Below are 18,039 nucleotides of genomic sequence, written 5' to 3'. Positions count from 1 at the left end.
TCAATATTGAATCCATTGCAATTATTCAGTCCGGCGGTTCACCATCTCGTTAAACGTTGATTCATCTATGACTGGAATGCCCAGCTTTTCGGCCTTTGTGAGCTTGCTTCCGGCTGATTCCCCCGCTAACAGAAAATCTGTATTGCTGCTGACAGATGACGTTGTCTTACCGCCGTGCTTTTCAATCCATTCAGTAGCCTCTTTACGGGTTAGCGAGGGTAGTGATCCTGTGAGCACAAATACCTTACCGTCAAGCTTACTTGATTGCTGCTCATTCTCTGTTGCTTCAAATTGAAGCCCGGCCTCTATCATGTCGTTAAGAATCTCGAGGTTGCTCGGAATTTTGAAGAAGGATGTAACAGAATCCGCAATTTTGGGGCCGATTGAATCGACTTCTTCCAGGTCTTCACTGCTTGCTTTCATCAATTTATCGAGCGAAGAATAAGCCGATGCCAGGTCTTTAGCGACTGTTTTTCCAACAAATCGTATCCCCATAGCATATAATACCCGGTGAAAAGGCTGCAGTTTACTGGCCTGAATCGCATCAACAAGATTTTGCGCACTTTTTTCGGCCATTCTTTCGAGAGGCAGTATATCAGCCGTTGTCAGTTTGTAGAGGTCGGCATACGATGAGATCAATCCCGCATCCACCAGCTGGTCAACAACCGCATCACCCATGCCTTCGATGTCCATCGCGTCGCGAGATGCAAAGTGGATGATCCGTTCGCGAATCTGGGGCGGACACTCCTGGTTAATACAGCGCCACTTAACCTCGCCCTCAAATTTCACAAGCGGTTCACCACAGGCCGGGCAGTTTTCTGGCATTTTAAAAAGGGAGGGCCGGTTTTCCCGGGCTGGATTCACAACCGATAGAACCTGGGGAATGATTTCACCGGCTTTTTCAACAACCACGGTATCTCCCGGGCGGATATCCTTACGATGAATTTCATCTTCGTTGTGAAGAGAGGCTCGCTTGACGGTGGTTCCCGCAAGTACCACGGCTTTCAATTCTGCCACGGGCGTAATACTGCCAAGCCTGCCTACCTGGAGCGTGATAGATTCCAGGATTGTCGTTGCCTGGTCTGCCTCAAATTTATACGAAATTGCCCAGCGCGGTGCTTTTGATGTGGTGCCAAGCTGCTCTCTGAATTTCTCTTCGTTAACTTTAATAACAACACCGTCGGTGGCGTAGGGCAGTTCATGTCTCAGATCATCCCACTTTTCGATGATATCGAGAACCTCGTCGATAGTGCGGCACACTTCAAAATGCTCGCAAACGGGAAAACCAAGATCCCGAAGCAGCTCCATCTTGGATTTCTGTGTTCGTTCTACGTCGGAGTTTTCTAAAATAAGATCAAAAATGAACATGCGAATGGGGCGGCGCGCTACTTCTCGCGGATCCTGCATTTTAAGGGATCCTGCCGTGCTGTTTCGTGGATTTGCAAATGGCTGTAGTCCATTCTCTTCGCGATATTCATTCAGCCTGACAAACGCTTCCTTTTCCATGTACGCCTCGCCCCGGACTTCCAGCACGGATGGAGCGTTGTCACTTAAACTGAGTGGCACATCGCCAATGGTTCGAATGTTTTGTGTGATATCATCCCCTCGTTCACCGTCACCGCGGGTAGCGCCAAGCTTAAGGGTGTAATCCTCATACCGGAGCCGGACAGCGGCACCATCAAACTTCAGCTCTACGGCATATGTAAACGATTCCTCAGGAATTCTGTCCCGCACCCGGCGATCAAAATCACGAAGATCGTCTGAATTGTAGGTGTTATCGAGGCTAAGCAGCGGAACAGGATGTTCAACAGTTGGGAACTGGGATGTGGGCTGACCGCCAACACGCCGGGTTGGGCTGTTGTCTGTTTGCAGGCTGTGTTCTTCTTCAAGCTCCCGAAGCTCTTTTAACGCTTCATCAAACTCGCGATCGCTTATAAACGGTTTTGCTTCATCGTAGTAAGCACGGTTGGCCCGTTCCAGCAGATCACGAAGTTCTGCGACGCGATCGTGCACTTTTTGAGTAGTCATGGTCAGTAAAAAGGTCTGATTCTGTTTAAAATGAGGGGCGATCTATTAGAGTGTCGGGTTCGGCTACATTTTCTGGCAGCTCGAAAGGCACCGGTGATGCCCAGCGGGGATCAGAATCAAATATACTCCGCGTCAGTTCCACTGCATTTTCTTCGGGATTGTAATATTGTCCACGAAAATTTTCGATACGGTGACCGTTCATGAACATCAGCATATTGGAATAACTGCCGGCTACCCGAATGGTATCGGCAAATTCAAAATTAAATGCCGTGCCCTGCTCCAGCCAATAAGGATCAATACGAGGTTTTAGATCACTCCAGACGCGAACGGGGTCGAGCCGGCCGGTTGCAGCATATAGAGTCAGGTAAAGCGTATCGCTCAGGGCTACTTCAGTTACATCGGTCGTGTCTTCCGTGATATCCTCAGAGAGGTCAAGGGTTAAGTCCTGGTTTCTTGCCGGCTCTTCTATATCAGTTGTGGGGGGCGCAACCGGGACTTGCTCATCAGATGAGAAAAAACCAAACTGAGAGATGAGTACTGCTGCAGCAACAATCAGGATGATAATCAGGCCCGCACTTATCATCCAGACTGGAGGTTGGGTACGTCGCTTCTTAAAATCTTTTCCCAGTCCCGCCCAGTCGATGGATCGTACATCCGGGGGTGAGGACCGGTGAGCGGGGCCGCGCTTCTTCGATGATGATCCTGATGATTTGGAAGAGTCTGATGTGGATTTTTTTTCATCTCCTCCGGCAAATGTAAATGAGGGTGACCGTTTCTTCTTTTTACCTTTTGACGGACGCGTCTCTTCATCAGAAGAGGATTCTGTTTCTTGTTCCGGTTTATCACTTTTGAGCTCGGGGAAATTTTGCAGCAGCAGATCCGTATAATTTCCAAGCTCTTCCTGGTCGAGAGCCCTCGATAGCAGGTCAATATCCAGTTTCAGCGCGCGGCCATAGGTCCTGACAAAACTACGGATATACGTATTGATCTCTTTAGATTCACTAAAAATAGTTCCGTCTTCAATCGACCGAATTGTGTCTGCCGGCAGCTTGGTGGCGTTTTGAATATCTTCAACTGAAAAACCTAAATGTTTACGAATTGACTGAAGGTCACGTCCTAAGGATGGCATGCGCAGATTTTTTTGTGATAATAAGAAGTAACAAATCTAATTAAATATAAGCCTATCTAAAAGTTACAGATAATATCTAATATCCTGAATAATTGATTATCATAAAAAGAGCTTATACACTGATATCTTACCAAGAAACTATTTTTCTCAGCATTGCGAAGGTGAAATTGCAACGGAACTGTGCGCCGGATGATGAACTATTCGAAGCAGGCTCATGATTTTATAAGTCTTTACCCATTTTCCCGGTGAAAGGTGAAATCAGGCAGTACCTGCCGAATAGATTGTCTTAAAAAATCCCGCTCAAATACATCATTATCGATAATCCGGCCATTGTACACCACAAGATCCAGGTCAATCCGGCGGGGACCGTCTTTCCGGCCTTTTCGTTCTCGGCCAAGATTTTGCTCAATTTCTTTCAACTTAGTTATAATGTCCGTCTCCCCGGAAGCCGTCTCAATGAGCACCGCACCATTTAAAAAGTTGGGTTGATTTTTAAAACCTAAAGGTTCGGTATAAATAAACCGGGATTTTTTGACTAATGAGAATGATTTTGTGATATAATTGAGCGCATCCGTGACATTTTCCTGGGGATTGATGTTTGATCCTATTGCGATGACGGCCCTATTCATCGTAATCGGATCGCCTGACGATTAGGTTGTCGCAAAAGCGCAGGGCGTGGGGTTTTTCAACCGTAACATGTGTTTTCTTTATTCCTTTTAACGAACTTATCATATCGAAAAGTGTATCGGCCAGTGTTTCGATAAGAAAGTAATTTGAGTTTTCGACGAACTTCAGCACGTTCTTGGTAATCTCTTTGTAATCGACGGCATTTTTTATATCGTCATCTTCAATTGCTGTGGCCGCATCGTAGGCGAATTGTATCGAAATTACAATATCTTGCTTTTTCGTGCGCTCCCAATCATTAATGCCGAGGATAGCCCGCACACGCATATTTTTAATTTCAATTTCAGTCAATTTTTCTTCCATGCTCTTTTTTTTGTCGAATACTTAGATATTTAAATGTTCCCCGCCATCCACAGTAATAACTTCTCCGGTAATAAATGGATTCTCTACTAAAAGCTTAAGTGCCTGTACAAGGTGTTCAAGATCACCCCGTTTTTGCAATGGAATGCCTTTAGCCATTTCTTCAAGATAGTCGTCCGATTTATCTTCCGGGGGTAAAATAAGACCGGGAGCAATTCCATTTACCCGAATATCCGGAGCAAGATGTGTCGCCGACAGGTATGTAAAATCTTCGAGGCTCTTTTTAGTCAACAGATAGTCTAAGTGCTTTGTTTTGTACTGCTTAATCTTGGTATCCAGCATATTGATAATCAAGCCTTTCCGGCACTGGCTGGCAAACTGTTTTGTTAGGATATACGGCGCCTTGAAATTAACGGTATAGAGATCATCAAGGAGTGTTGATCCCACTGTTTCAAAATTTGATTCTATAAAATTTGATGCATTGTTGATTAAAATTTCAAGGTCTCCTTCATGGCAGCAGTCAGCAATATATTGTGTTACCTGCTCTTCCTTTTTAAAATTAGCCTGCTTCAGAATACAGGTCTGTCCCATTTTTTCTATGAGTGTAGCGGTATCTTCAGCTTTTTCTTTTGATGTGTTATAGTGAAGAAAAATATTATAATCCATTTTCGCCAAAGCCAGGGCAAAGGATTTTCCAATACGATCTGCGGCGCCGGTGATAAGAGCAAATTTTGCCATGCAATTTTAAAGATTGAGAAATTAATAGTAAAAATCACTTCGAAAATCATTTAAATATGGCGTTCTGCCATTTTTGGCTGGCCGGTATCTTCACAGACTCAGCCTAAAAAGCTAAACGATCCTCATTAACGGTATAATTCCCGCTTAAAGGCCATCTTCAAATGAACTACCTCTTGGCAGAGCTCACGAGGTATCAACTCGGAACCTATAACTTTTTATTCAAGATAGAGTTCATTCTGGAGTATCCCACTTTGATAGTCAGTCCTGCAATCATGAAAAAAGTATTTGAAAATTATCGTCGGGAATACCAAATTGAAAGTGACAGTTTCTTAACCTGAGTTGAATTCTAAATCTTAATAAAAGCGCATTAAGAGTCCTCTCCTTGTTCATGTTTGCGAAGGAGGGAGTTTCTTTGTCATTTTAGAATCGATCTGAGGTTTTTAAAGAGTGTGAGAGAGATAGAGAGGAAAAATAATTATGAAAAAATATATCAAACCGCTAATTGAACCTGTCGCTGATTTAGTGTTTCCGCCTGTTTGTGCCTGTTGCGGAGACCGCGTGATGGTTCGGCTGAATATGATTTGTGATGAATGCCTGACCTCAAGATTTGAAAGGGCAACCAATAACAGTGATGAAATCCTTCCTGAGTCTGTAAGTTTTCGGCACTCGCTATGGCTGTTTGATAAGTACGGATATCTGCAGGATCTGCTTCATAAATTAAAATACGATCATTGCACCGGTATTGGAGAACAGCTCGGGCGTGAAGCCGGCCGGTCCCTGAGGTCAGCTGCAGAAATTCAAAATATTGATAAATGGCGGCTGGCTGCAGTTCCGCTTCATAAAAAAAGGTACCGTAAACGCGGGTATAATCAGTCAATGGAAATTGCAAGGGGAGTTGCTGCTGCTACCGGTATCGATTTGCTTACAGAAGGTTACATTAAGCGATTGAAGAATACGAAAACTCAAACCGGATTGAATAGTGATGAACGCACTTCAAATATTTCTGGTGCATTTGAAGTAACTCAGCCCTCAGCCGTTCAGAATTGTAATATTTTGATTGTTGATGATGTGTTTACCACAGGAGCAACAACTTTTGAGCTGGCACAAATCATAAACAACCTGTCAGGGCAACATTGCGGCATCCTCACAATTGCAAAGGCTTGATTCTGTAATTATGCAGGAATTGGCTTATCTTTACCAGGATTGTTTACCAGGAAATTTTGGTGTGAACAAGGCAAAGGAAGAAAAGCGACGAATTGGAGCCAACGGTATCTTGATTAAGCATTTATTCTTTTAAATGCAGCTCAGATCAAAATTTCGCCGTTTTTTGATAACTTCAGCTTGAGTTACTATAAATTTAATGCATAAACACTATTAATAGTATCTTACGTTATACATTACTTAAGTTCGTGAATCATTCGGGTTGAAGGCTATGTTTGGAAACAGATCTCACAAAGTTAATATTTTAGAATCCCCTATATCGACGATATCATCATCGGGCCATTGGTTTTTTGCTACCCGGGAAACGGTAGAGGAATACGTGCCCGGTATTTTGGAGAAATACAGTTTTGAGGAACTGATAAGAAAATCTATCACGTGGATCAACAGTGCTGATTCCCTTGGAATGATACTCTACTTTATACTTGCATACACGGTAAATCCATGGATTGCTGCCGGGTTGGCCCTTTCATTTCACGTATGGTGGTACTTTAATAAAAGTGCGTTTGTATCTGTTTCCCTTACCCCGTTGCTATCATTTTTAAATCATGAGTTTGTCCAGTTGTTAATAGCCGGGGTTGCACTAAGCTTTATGGGTATGAACGGAATGTATCTGGCATTTGGTTTTGGTATCCTGTTTTTCTTCCTCTTCAAAATTGGCATCATGCGCCGCTTGTGGGATAAAATGGATAAGATCTGGCGTGATGGTAATCTGCCATTGAATGATCGTGTTCTGAAAATGCTGCTCGTTCGTTATTCAATCAAAGAAAATATTCCACCCGGCGACGTTCAGCGCCTTGAAGATCACGTGCAGCAGGCTGTTATCAATTTTAATACCAAAACAAAGAAATGAAGTATACGCGTCTTTTCCTGGTACGACATGGAGAAACTGACTATAACAAAAAAGGAATGATGCAGGGGAGAGGCATTGATGCGCCGTTAAATGACACCGGTCATCAACAGGCTCAGCTGGTTGCAAAAAGCCTTGAACCCGAAGGCCCTGAAGTGATCGTCTCCAGCGGTATGATTCGCGCCATTGAAACGGCCCGGCCGTTGTCTGAGAAACTCTCCAAGCCAATACACTCATTCAGTGAACTGGACGAAATGAATTTTGGCGATTTAGAAGGACAAAAATCCACTAATATTCAAAAAGAATTGAAACACTTGCACGATACATGGTCGAGTGGTGATGTAAATGTACCGATTCCAGGCGGCGAATCTCCCGCTGAAGTGTATGATAGAGCCGATGGACGAATAAGGAATTTGTTAAATGAAGACGGCAATCAAACGCGGGTGTTTTTTCTTCACGGTCGCCTGATCCGAATTCTACTTTCAAAATGGCTGGGGTATGGCTTGCAAAATATGCACAAAATTGAGCATCAAAACGGCGCAATCAACCACATTCTCAAGAATCACTTGAGTTTTAATGTGGTGTACCTGAATAAAACAGATCACCTTGCGGAACTTCTGTGACCGCTATTTTGATAGCTTTGTTAAGATAGTTTTTGAATGGAAGTTAAATTAGTAGGGTTATTCAACCCTAACTAGACAGAACAATTGTCACAATTATTTTCCGGAATTATTAAATGAGTATAACGTATGAGTGAGAAAGTTCGACACATGTTTGCCGATATAGCCGATGATTATGATCGCATCAACAGTATTCTTTCGTTTGGAGTGCACAATGCATGGCGAAAGAAAACTGTACAGATGAGTCGCGCTAAACAAGGAGACCACGTACTTGATTGTGCTACCGGTACCGGCGATCTGGCATTTGAATTTAAGAAAAAAGTAGGCCACTCAGGCTTTGTGAAAGGGACCGACTTTTGCAAAGAGATGATTGAACACGCCCCCGCAAAAGCCGATAAAAAGCAACTCGTTGTAGAATTTGAAGTGGCCGACGCTATGGACTTGCCTTATGACGATGATAGCTTTGATGTTGCCAGTATTGCCTTCGGAATTCGCAATGTAGATGATCCGCTGAAGTGCCTTAAAGAGATGGCACGTGTCGTGAAACCAGGCGGAACAGTTGTTGTTCTTGAATTCGGTCAGCCAGATGGAGTCGTGAAATATCCCTATCAGTTTTACAGTAAATATGTGATGCCTACTGTGGGAGGCTGGATCAGCGGAAACCGTGATGCATACACCTACCTGCCGGAAACAAGTGCCAAATTCCCGGCGGGACAGGCATTTATTGATTTGATGGATGAATCTGGTATGTTTTTCCAAAAAGAGGCGGAAAGCCTTACCGGTGGAATTGCCTATGTGTATGTGGGTACCGTGAAATAATTACTATATTGTGCTCCTTGATGTTAACTTTGTTTCCCGGTAAGTGTCGCTTATCGGCCAAATAAAAGAAGTATTGATTATCAGCAATACACAGTAGCGATATCACTGACACATACATCTGTAAAAACCACGGTACGTTTACATGAATATTCAGGAAATAAAAAATTACATACCCCATCGATATCCATTTCTGCTTGTAGATAGAGTCATTGAACTCGAAGAAAAGCGAATCGTTACTTTAAAAAATGTAACGGTCAATGAAGAGTTTTTTAACGGCCATTTCCCGGGTCAGCCAATCATGCCGGGAGTGCTACAGGTTGAGGCGATGGCTCAGAGCGGATGCCTGATGCTGATGAACAGCAGCCTTATTGAAAATCCCGACGAGGTGCTCATTGTGTTTACCGGCATTAATAACGCAAAATTTCGGAAGTCCGTGGTGCCGGGCGATCAGCTTATGATGGAGATCGAACTTGCTAACCACAGGCGCAATTTTGTGAACATGAAAGGCAAGGCCACGGTTGACGGGAAAGTTGTTTGTGAACTCGACGCCTCATCGGCAATTGTACCCCGGGAGAATTCATGAGCAGTCAAAAACGATCAGATCGTCAGGATAAAGTGACGACTCAGACTGTTGTTCAAATGAAGCAGCAGAACGAGAAGATCAGCATGCTGACGGCTTATGACTACACGATGGCAGGCATTGTTGATTCAGCCGGCATTGACGTCATTCTCGTGGGGGATTCCGCCAGTAATGTAATGGCCGGTTTTGATACGACAGTTCCAATGACCCTTGATCACATGATCTACCATACATCGTGTGTGGTTCGCGGAGTGGAGCGGGCGCTGGTCATTGCCGATCTGCCCTTCATGAGCTATCAGGTGACGCCAAAAGAAGCACTGATCAGCGCCGGGCGAATGATGAAAGAGGCCGGAGCCCATGCTGTTAAACTCGAGGGCGGTAAAACGATATCAAAAACGGTTAAAAAAATTGTTGATGCGGGAATCCCTGTGATGGGGCACCTTGGTCTTACGCCGCAAAGCATCTACAAATTTGGCACATACAAGGTACGTGCCAAAGAAGAAGAGGAGGCAGAGCAGCTACTCGAAGACGCTAAAAAGCTTGAAAAGGCAGGTGTCTTTTCAATCGTTCTGGAGAAAATTCCATCACCCTTAGCCGAAAAAGTAACGGCTGAACTGTCAATTCCAACAATTGGTATTGGTGCTGGTCCGCACTGTGATGGCCAAGTGCTTGTGACACACGACATGCTGGGACTAAATAAAGATTTCAGTCCGCGGTTTTTGCGGCGGTATGCCGATCTTCACAGTGAAATGACGGGCGCTGTAAAGCAATATATTAGCGATGTTAAAGAGAGCGATTTCCCTAATGAAAATGAACGATATAATTAATCTTAGTCTATTGGAGTTATTGTAGATGATGGCTAATGTTTGTCATGCCGGACCCCGATCCGGCATCTCCATAATTTATTTAAGACCAATTCTATGCAGTGATTGGAGATCCCGGCTCAAAGGCCGGGATGACTATAATTAATATTCATTCTCTACATAATCCCTTTAAAACTTAAAAAATATATATTCTGAATGACGGCTAAGAAGCAACCTCTGATACTTGTTTGTAATGATGATGGTATTTTTTCAAACGGAATAAAAGCACTGGCAGATACGGCCTCAGAATTCGGGGAGGTTCAGGTTGTGGCCCCAGACCGCCAGCAGAGCGCGGTGGGTCATGCTATTACAGTTACTACTCCATTGCGTGCTCAGGAGTTTACGTTCGATGGGCGTTTTAAAGGGAAGTCTGTCAACGGCACCCCGGCCGACTGCATTAAGCTGGCTCATAATCAGCTTTTGGACCGCAAACCGGACCTTGTGGTGAGCGGGATTAATCACGGTAGTAACGCAGGAATCAATATTATCTACTCCGGAACTGTAAGCGCCGCAACGGAAGGCACCGTCCTGGGGTACCCATCCATTGCATTTTCGTGTACCGATTTTGATGAGGATGCAGATCTGTCAGGATGCAAGGAAGTTGCCCGAAAAGTGATCCGATTCGTATTGGAAAATGGTCTGGAAAAAGGGGTGACCCTTAATGTGAATGCACCGTCCGGTCCTTTAAAAGGAATTAAATGGGCACACCAGGCCAAGAGCCGGTATGTTGAGGAGTTCGAAGGCCGCGTCGATCCCAATAACCGCGACTATTACTGGATGACCGGCAAATTTGAGCTTCTCGAAAAAACCGGCGGAACCGATATTGAGGCACTGGATGACGGGTACGCGTCATTAACACCCATCCAATACGACCTCACTGCCAGAGATCTGCTTGAAAGAATGAAAGATGTGGAGCTTTAAAGGCAGGTACTTTGGTACAGTTTTTCTAAACCTCAACCTTCTCCGAAGAGGCAGTGATTTCTGATGCCCTCTCAAAATTACTTAAGGCTGAGGTTCTATATTGCAATCCTCCTAAACCTCAACCTATTTCGAAAAAGCAATCTCATTCCTATTGCACACAGAATTACTAAAGGCTGAGGTTCTCTATTTCAGATTTACTAAACCTTAACCTTTTCTGAAATGGCAGCGAATTCTGATGCCTTCTCATAATTTACTCAAGGCTGAGGCTCTATGTTGCAACCCTTCTAAACCTCAACCTTCTCCGCAAAGGCAGCGGCTTCTGTTGCCCAATCGAAACTACTGAAGGCTATGGTTCTCCGTTTCAACCCTCCTCAACCTTCTCTGAAAGGGAGGCGAATTTTGATGTCCTCTCAAGATTACTAAAGGCTGAGGCTCTTTGTTCAAGCTTTCCTCAACCTCAACCTTATCCGCAATGGCAGCGGCTTCTATTGCCCACTCGAAACTCCTTAAGGCTGAGGCTCTTTGTTACAACTCTCCTAAACCTCAACCTCTTCTGAAAAGGCAGCGAATTCAAAAGCCCACTCGAAACTCCTTAAGGCTGAGGTTCTCCGTTTCAATCCCTACAACCCCTTCTCCCGAAGATTCTCCACCAAGTCCAGCCAAAAGTGTTCTACATATTTTTTTCGCTCCCTGCTGACCTGCAGATCCAGCTGTTCCATGTGGCTGAGGGGCGCGGTTTGAAGATGTTTTCCCCATGCGGAACTTTCGACAGATACAAAGGAATCATTCAGGCCTTCCTGCTTGTAGATGTGCATGTTCTGGTAGCGATAGATTGGGTTTAGCGGATGATTGGTCCCCCGCCCGACTGCAGCGCTGAATGAGAAGTAGGAGACTTCTTTGTGATCCGGTACCGCCGGGTTAAATTCGTTTATTACATAATCTCTTGTGAGCTGTTCAACAGCTGCTACGGCGTTGCTTTTTGCATTAGGAAAGATACTTTCCCCAAACCAATCGAAGACTTCCCCGAGTTTTTCACGGAGCAATCCGGGAGTGGTGAGTACAAGCTCAGCCAGGCTTGTTCCCCTGTGAGGCGTGGCAATCGTTGTTAACGACGCTACTGAATCTGCAATATTGAGTTTAGAGATAGCGTACCGCATATCCAATCCGCCCATACTGTGGCCAACGACATTGAATTTTTTATATCCATACTGTTCCTGGAGCTGTTCAATTTTTTCCGCCCACTGCTCAGCCCGGGTAGATATTGTGGCATAAGGCACGATGTTGGGTGCAAATGCATGAATTCCATGACTCCGAAGCGTCATGCAGGGTTCGTGAATAGGAGCGGGGCGAACCAACCCTGCAATTCCGCCGTAGCCGTGACACATAAACACCGGGTATTGAAGTTGCAGAATTTCAGGCTGGGGGAAATCAAGCAGCTCAAATTTTTTCAGAAATTTTTGTGGTTCGATAAATTTCATGAGACAGGTAACTTTATCATAAGTGGTTTATTTCTCGACCCTCTTGGTCGGAAAAAGATAGAATTCTTAGTCACGAGGTGACCTGAACTTGGTTCTGAAACAGAACTGATCATCCCCCATTGCCCCCTTTAAAGGGGGACACTCCAAAATAAGCTTTGTATTGGTCAAAAAGTTATTGGTTTTTAGTTGATACCTTGTAGGATCGGACCTAAGTCAGTTCATTGCAAATTCAGAGGTTAGTCGGGCAATCTCGGGATAGGGGACGATTGTAGCGCCAGATCCGGATCTGTTTCAAGAGTGATCGTTCTAAAGACGGTGTTATTGTAAAGTACGTTGAGAATTAAATCTCTTTCAGGAAATTGAACGGCACCATATAGTGATACATCCAGAGGCGACACCCGTGCGCTCAGGTGATGGTGAAACGTCGTTTTTGAAAAACCAGGCGGAACATGAATTCTGTAATTCTTTCGCTGAAACAACGAATCATGCCTTACCGTCTGAATTCGAATGTGTTCTGCCGGTACCCTGAAATCATATGTCGTTTGAGCAAGCAGTGAATCAAGCTGTGCCGGCGAATGAAGGATTGGTTCTGGTCCCGGTTCAACTTGAACATGAAGTGTGGCAGCCATCAGGCAGCACACAAACAGTAGTAATGTAATCCATCCTTTTTTACTCATTGGATTGGCTTCTTAAAATGGTTTTTTAGAACAACAACCGATGCATTATCAGCAAAATAATTAAACAATGTGTGTTGTATTGATTATACTTGCGACGTAAATAATGGCTTAAATCTGGGTTCGAATTCAAACAACTTTTGGGCAACCACTTCCGGCCCCTCCTTACACAGGAGGGGAGAGCATTATCCCTTAACTATAGTCGAGCTCAGATTTGTTAGTCGCATCTTTAAATGTAAGAATTGCTGAACTCTGATGGCATACAGATTTGAAAAGATTACTGACAATGAAGGCGTTGAGCTGTTTCATTCATTTCAGGCTAAACTCTATAAAGATACGCCTGCTTGGATTCCTCCTTTCAGGTTTGAAATAGAGAAAATTTTTGATCCCGATAAAAATTCTTTTTTTAAGACAGGGGAGTGCGAACGGTTTCTCATGTTTGATGAGGCTAATCAACCGGTTGCCCGATTTGCGCTGATGAACCAGCCTAAACGCGATGCGGTTCTGGATCCGACAATGGGTGGGATTGGATTTTTGGAACTTGTGAATGATCAGCAGGTGATGAATGGCGTCATTGAATTTGCATCCGGCTGGCATCAACAAAGAGGGTACAATGCATTTCGGGGTCCCATCAATTTTGGTGAAAATGACAACTTCTGGGGACTACTCGTTGAGAATTTTGATGAGGAGCCCATCTACGGCATGCACTATCATCACGCCTATTACAAAGAGTTGGTAGAAGCGTCAGGCGCGGAGAAACTGGATGATCACTGGAGCTACCGGCGAGATTTTGATCAGCCGCTGCCTGAACGGCTCGTGAAGATTACCGACAGGATAGAAGATCGGCTGAATGTGGAGATTCGTCCCGTCAATTTTAAAAACCCGGAAAAAGATGCCGAAGCGATCCGAAATATCTACAACCGCGCCTGGGCCGACCAGGATATTGTAGATCGGGAACACGAGTTCACGGAGCTGACCCGCGAGACGGTGATGGAGATGGTGAATCAAATGAAGCGCATCGTCATAAACGACAGTGTTCTTATTGCATCGATTGATGGCGTTCCGGCCTCGTTTGTGGTTTCTATTCCCGATCTGAACCAGGTATCAAAAAAAACCGGCGGACGAATGCACTGGTGGCAGATTCCGCGACTTTTTCTGCTTAAACGAAGGGCATGCCGCCTCCGGACCCTCGTATTTGGAACGCTGCCGGAGTATCGCAAAAAAGGCCTCGAAGCGCTCGTCTTCATTCGTGGTATCCAAATGACCAAAGCCGCCTGCCCATCTCTCGAATACCTTGAAGGCGCATGGGTCAGCGAAAAAAACTGGCTCATGCAGCGCAGCCTCGAAGCACTGGGCTGCTATCATCATAAGACGCATCGAACGTATAAGTGGGAGTGTTGAGTTGGGGCTGAGGTTCTCTGTATCAACTTCACTTAGCCTTAACCTTCTCCTTGAAGTCGCGAAATGCGGCGATCTGACTGAAGTTACTTAAGGTTGAGGTTCTTCGTGTCAGCACTTCTCAACCTCAACCTTCACCTTTTAGTAACGAAATGCGGCGACCTAGCCGTAATTACTAAAGGCTGAGGTTCTCTGTATCAACATCCCTCAACCTCAACCTTCTTAAAAAAGTCACGTTATTCGGCGGCCAGATCGAAGTTACTCAAGGTTGAGGTTCTCAGTTTCGAAATCCCCAACCTTAACCTTCTCCGTGAAGTCACGATATTTGGCGACACATACAAAACTACTAAAGGTTGAGGGTCTTCGTTTCGACTTCACTAAGCCTCAACCTTCTTTGAAAAGTCACGTTATTCGGCGGCCTGATCGAAGTTACTTAAGGTTGAGGTTCTCCGTTTCGAAATCCCCAGCCTTAACCTTTTTCGTGAAGTCACGATATGTGGCGACACATACAAAACTACTAAAGGCTGAGGTTCTCTGTAACAACATCCATCAGCCTCAGCCTGCTTCGAAAAGGCAGCCAATTCCGCGACAACGACAGAGCTACTAAAGGTTTAGGTTCTCTGTAACAACATCCCTCAGCCTCAACCTGCTTCGAAAAGGCAGTCAATTCCGCGACAAAGACAGGGCGACTAAAGGCTAAGGCTCTCTGTAACAACCACCGAAGCCTCAACCTTTCACTGATTGGCACGATATTTGACAAACTTTTAGTAGTTTTTCAAAGAATGATTATTCAGTACAAAACACATTCGTTAAATCTTTTTAATTTTCTATCTTTGGGACTACAAAATTTTCCATCAAACAATTGTTACATGAAATTTATTCGGCTATCAGGAGTATTTGCTGCCCTATTTTGCCTGTTATTTACAATTCAGCTCAATGCTCAAAATCTCGGCGGAATCGATTTTGCATCGGTCAATGTCGACGATCTCTCGGATGCACAAATTCGGCAGGTCTGGGAGCGGGCGCAGGAAGAAAACCTCGGCGTTCAGGAAATTAGTGCTCTTGCACAGAGCCGCGGCATGCCGGCAGCCGAGGTATCAAAACTGCAATCCCGCCTAAACCAGGTAAGATCTCAAACGGATTCCGATGTGTCAGAAACGCAAACGGGCAGCCTTCGCCAGGTAGAAACGATGACTGAGGGAGGGGACGATATGGTCCGGACATCGGCAGTTGAACAGCCGGACCGCCAGCTTCGTGTATTTGGTTCAAACCTGTTCAGGGACCGGTCCATCACGTTTGAACCTTCATTCAATATTCCAACGCCCATCGATTATACACTTGGTGTGGGTGATGAAATCGTGATTAATATCTGGGGAGCGGCAGAGGCTAATTATGATCTGACCATCACGCCGGAAGGAGTCGTTCGAATTCCCAGTCTTGGCCCTATTCAGCTGTCCGGTCTCAGTATCCAGGATGCACGCGACAGAATTTTAAGCCGCCTGCAGGATATTTATTCCGGTCTCCGGCCAAATAATCCGCAAAATGCCACCACCTATGCGGATGTGTCCCTGGGAAATGTGCGAAGTATTAAGGTGACCATTCTCGGTGAAGTGAATCAACCCGGAACCTACACGATCTCATCCCTTGCAACAGTGTTCAATGCGCTGTATGCATCCGGTGGACCAACGAATTCAGGTACATTCCGGGACATTCAGATTATTCGAGGCAATGAGATTGCCGCCACGCTCGATATTTATGACTTCTTGGTATATGGAGATCAGTGCGATAATATCCGACTACGAGACCAGGATATCATCAAAATTGATCCGTACATCAGCAGAGTAGAGCTGAGGGGAGAGGTAAAGCAACCTGCTGTTTTTGAAATGACGGAAGACGAAACACTCGCCGACCTCATTGAATATGCCAGTGGTTTTACAGATCGTGCATTTACACGGCGATTGGTTCTCCGGCGAAACACAGACATTCAGCGAAGCATATCGGATGTCAGATGGCCCGAGGGTGCTGACCTTGTTTTGCGCAGCGGTGATGAAATTCGGGTGGGTGAGCTGCTGGACCGGTATGAAAACCGTGTGTCGATCCGAGGCGCTGTTTTTCGCGAAGGAGAATATGAGCTGGATGAAGACATGATGCTAACTGATTTGATTGAGAAAGCCTCCGGGTTACGGGAAGATGCGTACATGCAGCGCGGCGTGATTTTCAGAACCCAGGACGATCTCACAGTCCGAACGCTTGCATTTTCTGTAGCTGATGTGATGAACGGTGTATCGGATGATATTACCCTCAGGCGAGATGATATCGTTCAAATATCATCACTCTTTGATCTGCGTGAAGAGTATACCATCCAGGTGAGCGGGGCGGTCAATGAGGGCGGAGAGTTTGCCTATGTTGAGAATCTAACGATTAGTGACGCCATTTATCTTGCTGATGGATTCCGGGAATCAGCGGCCCCATATAGAATTGAACTCAGCCGCCGCCTGACGGGTGAAGACCGGTTCACAAAAGGAAATCAGCTTGCCGAAAGGTTTAGTTTCGACATTGATGAGAACCTGGAATTTGATACCGGAGACGAAGACTTTAAGCTACAGCCGTTTGACCAGATATTGGTTAGAACCATGCCAAATTACAGGGCTCAACAATCCGTGCAGATCCAGGGAGAAGTTAATTTTCCCGGCAGCTATGTGCTCGACAGCCGTGATGCCCGAATCAGCGACTTGATAGAGTGGGCCGGTGGTATGTCGGAGTTTGCGTATCCGGAAGGAGCTTCTTTATCGAGAGATCCAAATGGAGACGAACAGACACTCCGAGAATTAGAGTCTCTGGATGAAGAAATTCAATTAAATAGGCGGGGTAGCTCGAAGGTAGGAATTCGTCTGGTTGACATCATGAGAAACCCCGGCAGTGCTGATGACCTCAAACTTGAGCCGGGTGATGTCCTGGAGATTCCCGCTGAGCTTCAGACAGTCAGAGTAGAAGGCGAAGTTCTGTTTCCGGTTCAGGTTCGGTATGAAGACGGGTTATCTCTTCGTGACGCCGTGGATAAAGCCGGCGGCTACACCGATCAAGCATTAAAAAAGAGGGCGTACGTGGTGTATGCCAATGGGGAAGTGGATCGGTCGAAACGCTTTCTATTCTTTAGAAACAACCCTCCAATAGAACCCGGGGCCACAATTGTTATTCCAACAAAAGAGGAAGCAGCAGAAATGAGTCCCCAAGAACGAATTGCCATCTATTCTACCATTATCTCCATGGCGGCTATTGTGACGAATACCATTTTCCAGATTCGTCGGTGATCTTCCCGCATTTCAGACCTGACAGAGTATCCGACAGCATTCGAAGGATTCCTGCCAAAGTCTGAATGTATTATTTTCAGGCATAAATCAGAAATAGAACCGTGATTGAGAGAATGAGAGGCTGAGAGAAGGAGGGATTGAGTGATAGACTGTCTGCCAAAGTCATGGCTCCAAACTCCGATATAAAATTTTCTGAACAGTCTCAAGATTGGTCCAAAAACCATCACCAACTCACTCCATCACCTCATCTCTCCCTCCAGAAAAAAAGGGTGTGTTCCGTGTCCTTGACCGGAATTCGAAATTGCTTCCTTAGCTCTATTCCCATCGACACACCCCTCGGTCTGAAAATCTGCTTCGCATTTTTCAGATCCTTTTCCCCTCTCAGAGAGGGGATTTCGTTGCTTTAAAACTTATAGAGTTTGATACCC

At 45.2% G+C, this 18,039-nt stretch carries 16 protein-coding genes; 9 read left to right on the top strand and 7 right to left on the bottom strand.

All coding sequences use genetic code 11. The annotated features are described in order from the left end of the window. Positions 1–21: 21 nt before the first annotated feature. From ligA to AABW11_RS00660, 5 genes are all read right to left on the bottom strand, one after another. Positions 22–2,028 carry an NAD-dependent DNA ligase LigA gene (gene ligA, locus AABW11_RS00680; RefSeq protein WP_340102565.1) on the bottom strand — a complete coding sequence of 669 codons (2,007 nt, stop codon included), beginning with the start codon at positions 2,026–2,028 and terminating at the stop codon, positions 22–24. Positions 2,029–2,053: 25 nt separating this feature from the next. Next, on the bottom strand, positions 2,054–3,157 hold the full coding sequence (locus AABW11_RS00675) for a helix-turn-helix domain-containing protein (protein ID WP_340102564.1): 1,104 nt from the start codon (positions 3,155–3,157) through the stop codon (positions 2,054–2,056). Between the two features lie 230 nt (positions 3,158–3,387). Further along, positions 3,388–3,786, bottom strand: coding sequence for a 2-amino-4-hydroxy-6-hydroxymethyldihydropteridine diphosphokinase (folK, locus tag AABW11_RS00670; protein ID WP_340102563.1), 399 nt, complete (start codon positions 3,784–3,786; stop codon positions 3,388–3,390). Further along, on the bottom strand, positions 3,779–4,144 hold the full coding sequence (gene folB / locus AABW11_RS00665) for a dihydroneopterin aldolase (protein ID WP_340102562.1): 366 nt from the start codon (positions 4,142–4,144) through the stop codon (positions 3,779–3,781). The genes folK and folB overlap by 8 nt, the downstream gene beginning before the upstream one ends. A 21-nt stretch (positions 4,145–4,165) precedes the next feature. Next, positions 4,166–4,879 carry an SDR family NAD(P)-dependent oxidoreductase gene (locus tag AABW11_RS00660; protein WP_340102561.1) on the bottom strand — a complete coding sequence of 238 codons (714 nt, stop codon included), beginning with the start codon at positions 4,877–4,879 and terminating at the stop codon, positions 4,166–4,168. A gap of 477 nt (positions 4,880–5,356) precedes the next feature. On the opposite strand from AABW11_RS00660, the gene AABW11_RS00655 reads away from it, so the two are divergent. From AABW11_RS00655 to surE, 7 genes are all read left to right on the top strand, one after another. After that, positions 5,357–6,043 carry a ComF family protein gene (locus AABW11_RS00655; protein WP_340102560.1) on the top strand — a complete coding sequence of 229 codons (687 nt, stop codon included), beginning with the start codon at positions 5,357–5,359 and terminating at the stop codon, positions 6,041–6,043. A 268-nt stretch (positions 6,044–6,311) separates the two neighbouring features. After that, complete coding sequence (locus tag AABW11_RS00650; RefSeq protein ID WP_340102559.1) at positions 6,312–6,950, top strand: hypothetical protein; 639 nt, start codon at positions 6,312–6,314, stop codon at positions 6,948–6,950. Then, on the top strand, positions 6,947–7,570 hold the full coding sequence (locus AABW11_RS00645) for a histidine phosphatase family protein (RefSeq protein ID WP_340102558.1): 624 nt from the start codon (positions 6,947–6,949) through the stop codon (positions 7,568–7,570). The genes AABW11_RS00650 and AABW11_RS00645 overlap by 4 nt, the downstream gene beginning before the upstream one ends. Before the next feature lie 126 nt (positions 7,571–7,696). Continuing rightward, on the top strand, positions 7,697–8,386 hold the full coding sequence (ubiE, locus tag AABW11_RS00640) for a bifunctional demethylmenaquinone methyltransferase/2-methoxy-6-polyprenyl-1,4-benzoquinol methylase UbiE (RefSeq protein WP_340102557.1): 690 nt from the start codon (positions 7,697–7,699) through the stop codon (positions 8,384–8,386). Positions 8,387–8,528: 142 nt separating this feature from the next. After that, on the top strand, positions 8,529–8,969 hold the full coding sequence (gene fabZ / locus AABW11_RS00635) for a 3-hydroxyacyl-ACP dehydratase FabZ (protein ID WP_340102556.1): 441 nt from the start codon (positions 8,529–8,531) through the stop codon (positions 8,967–8,969). Beyond that, on the top strand, positions 8,966–9,793 hold the full coding sequence (panB, locus tag AABW11_RS00630; RefSeq protein ID WP_340102555.1) for a 3-methyl-2-oxobutanoate hydroxymethyltransferase: 828 nt from the start codon (positions 8,966–8,968) through the stop codon (positions 9,791–9,793). The genes fabZ and panB overlap by 4 nt, the downstream gene beginning before the upstream one ends. A gap of 192 nt (positions 9,794–9,985) precedes the next feature. Continuing rightward, entirely contained in the window at positions 9,986–10,750 is a 765-nt protein-coding gene (gene surE, locus AABW11_RS00625) for a 5'/3'-nucleotidase SurE (RefSeq protein WP_340102554.1), read from the top strand. Between the two features lie 620 nt (positions 10,751–11,370). On the opposite strand, the gene AABW11_RS00620 is transcribed toward surE, so the two are convergent. Beyond that, positions 11,371–12,228: an esterase/lipase family protein gene (locus AABW11_RS00620; RefSeq protein WP_340102553.1), complete on the bottom strand. Its 858-nt coding sequence runs from the start codon at positions 12,226–12,228 to the stop codon at positions 11,371–11,373. Between the two features lie 236 nt (positions 12,229–12,464). Continuing rightward, on the bottom strand, positions 12,465–12,905 hold the full coding sequence (locus AABW11_RS00615) for a hypothetical protein (RefSeq protein WP_340102552.1): 441 nt from the start codon (positions 12,903–12,905) through the stop codon (positions 12,465–12,467). A gap of 252 nt (positions 12,906–13,157) precedes the next feature. On the opposite strand from AABW11_RS00615, the gene AABW11_RS00610 reads away from it, so the two are divergent. Both AABW11_RS00610 and AABW11_RS00605 read left to right on the top strand, forming a co-directional pair. After that, on the top strand, positions 13,158–14,303 hold the full coding sequence (locus AABW11_RS00610; protein ID WP_340102551.1) for a hypothetical protein: 1,146 nt from the start codon (positions 13,158–13,160) through the stop codon (positions 14,301–14,303). 866 nt (positions 14,304–15,169) lie between these two features. Continuing rightward, a complete protein-coding gene (locus tag AABW11_RS00605; protein WP_340102550.1) occupies positions 15,170–17,611 on the top strand; it encodes an SLBB domain-containing protein in 2,442 nt (813 codons plus the stop codon). Positions 17,612–18,039 lie beyond the last annotated feature (428 nt).

The organism is Rhodohalobacter sp. 8-1, assembly GCF_038150125.1.
GTDB lineage: Bacteria > Bacteroidota > Rhodothermia > Balneolales > Balneolaceae > SW132.
This window is presented reverse-complemented; position numbering and strand designations above follow the sequence as displayed.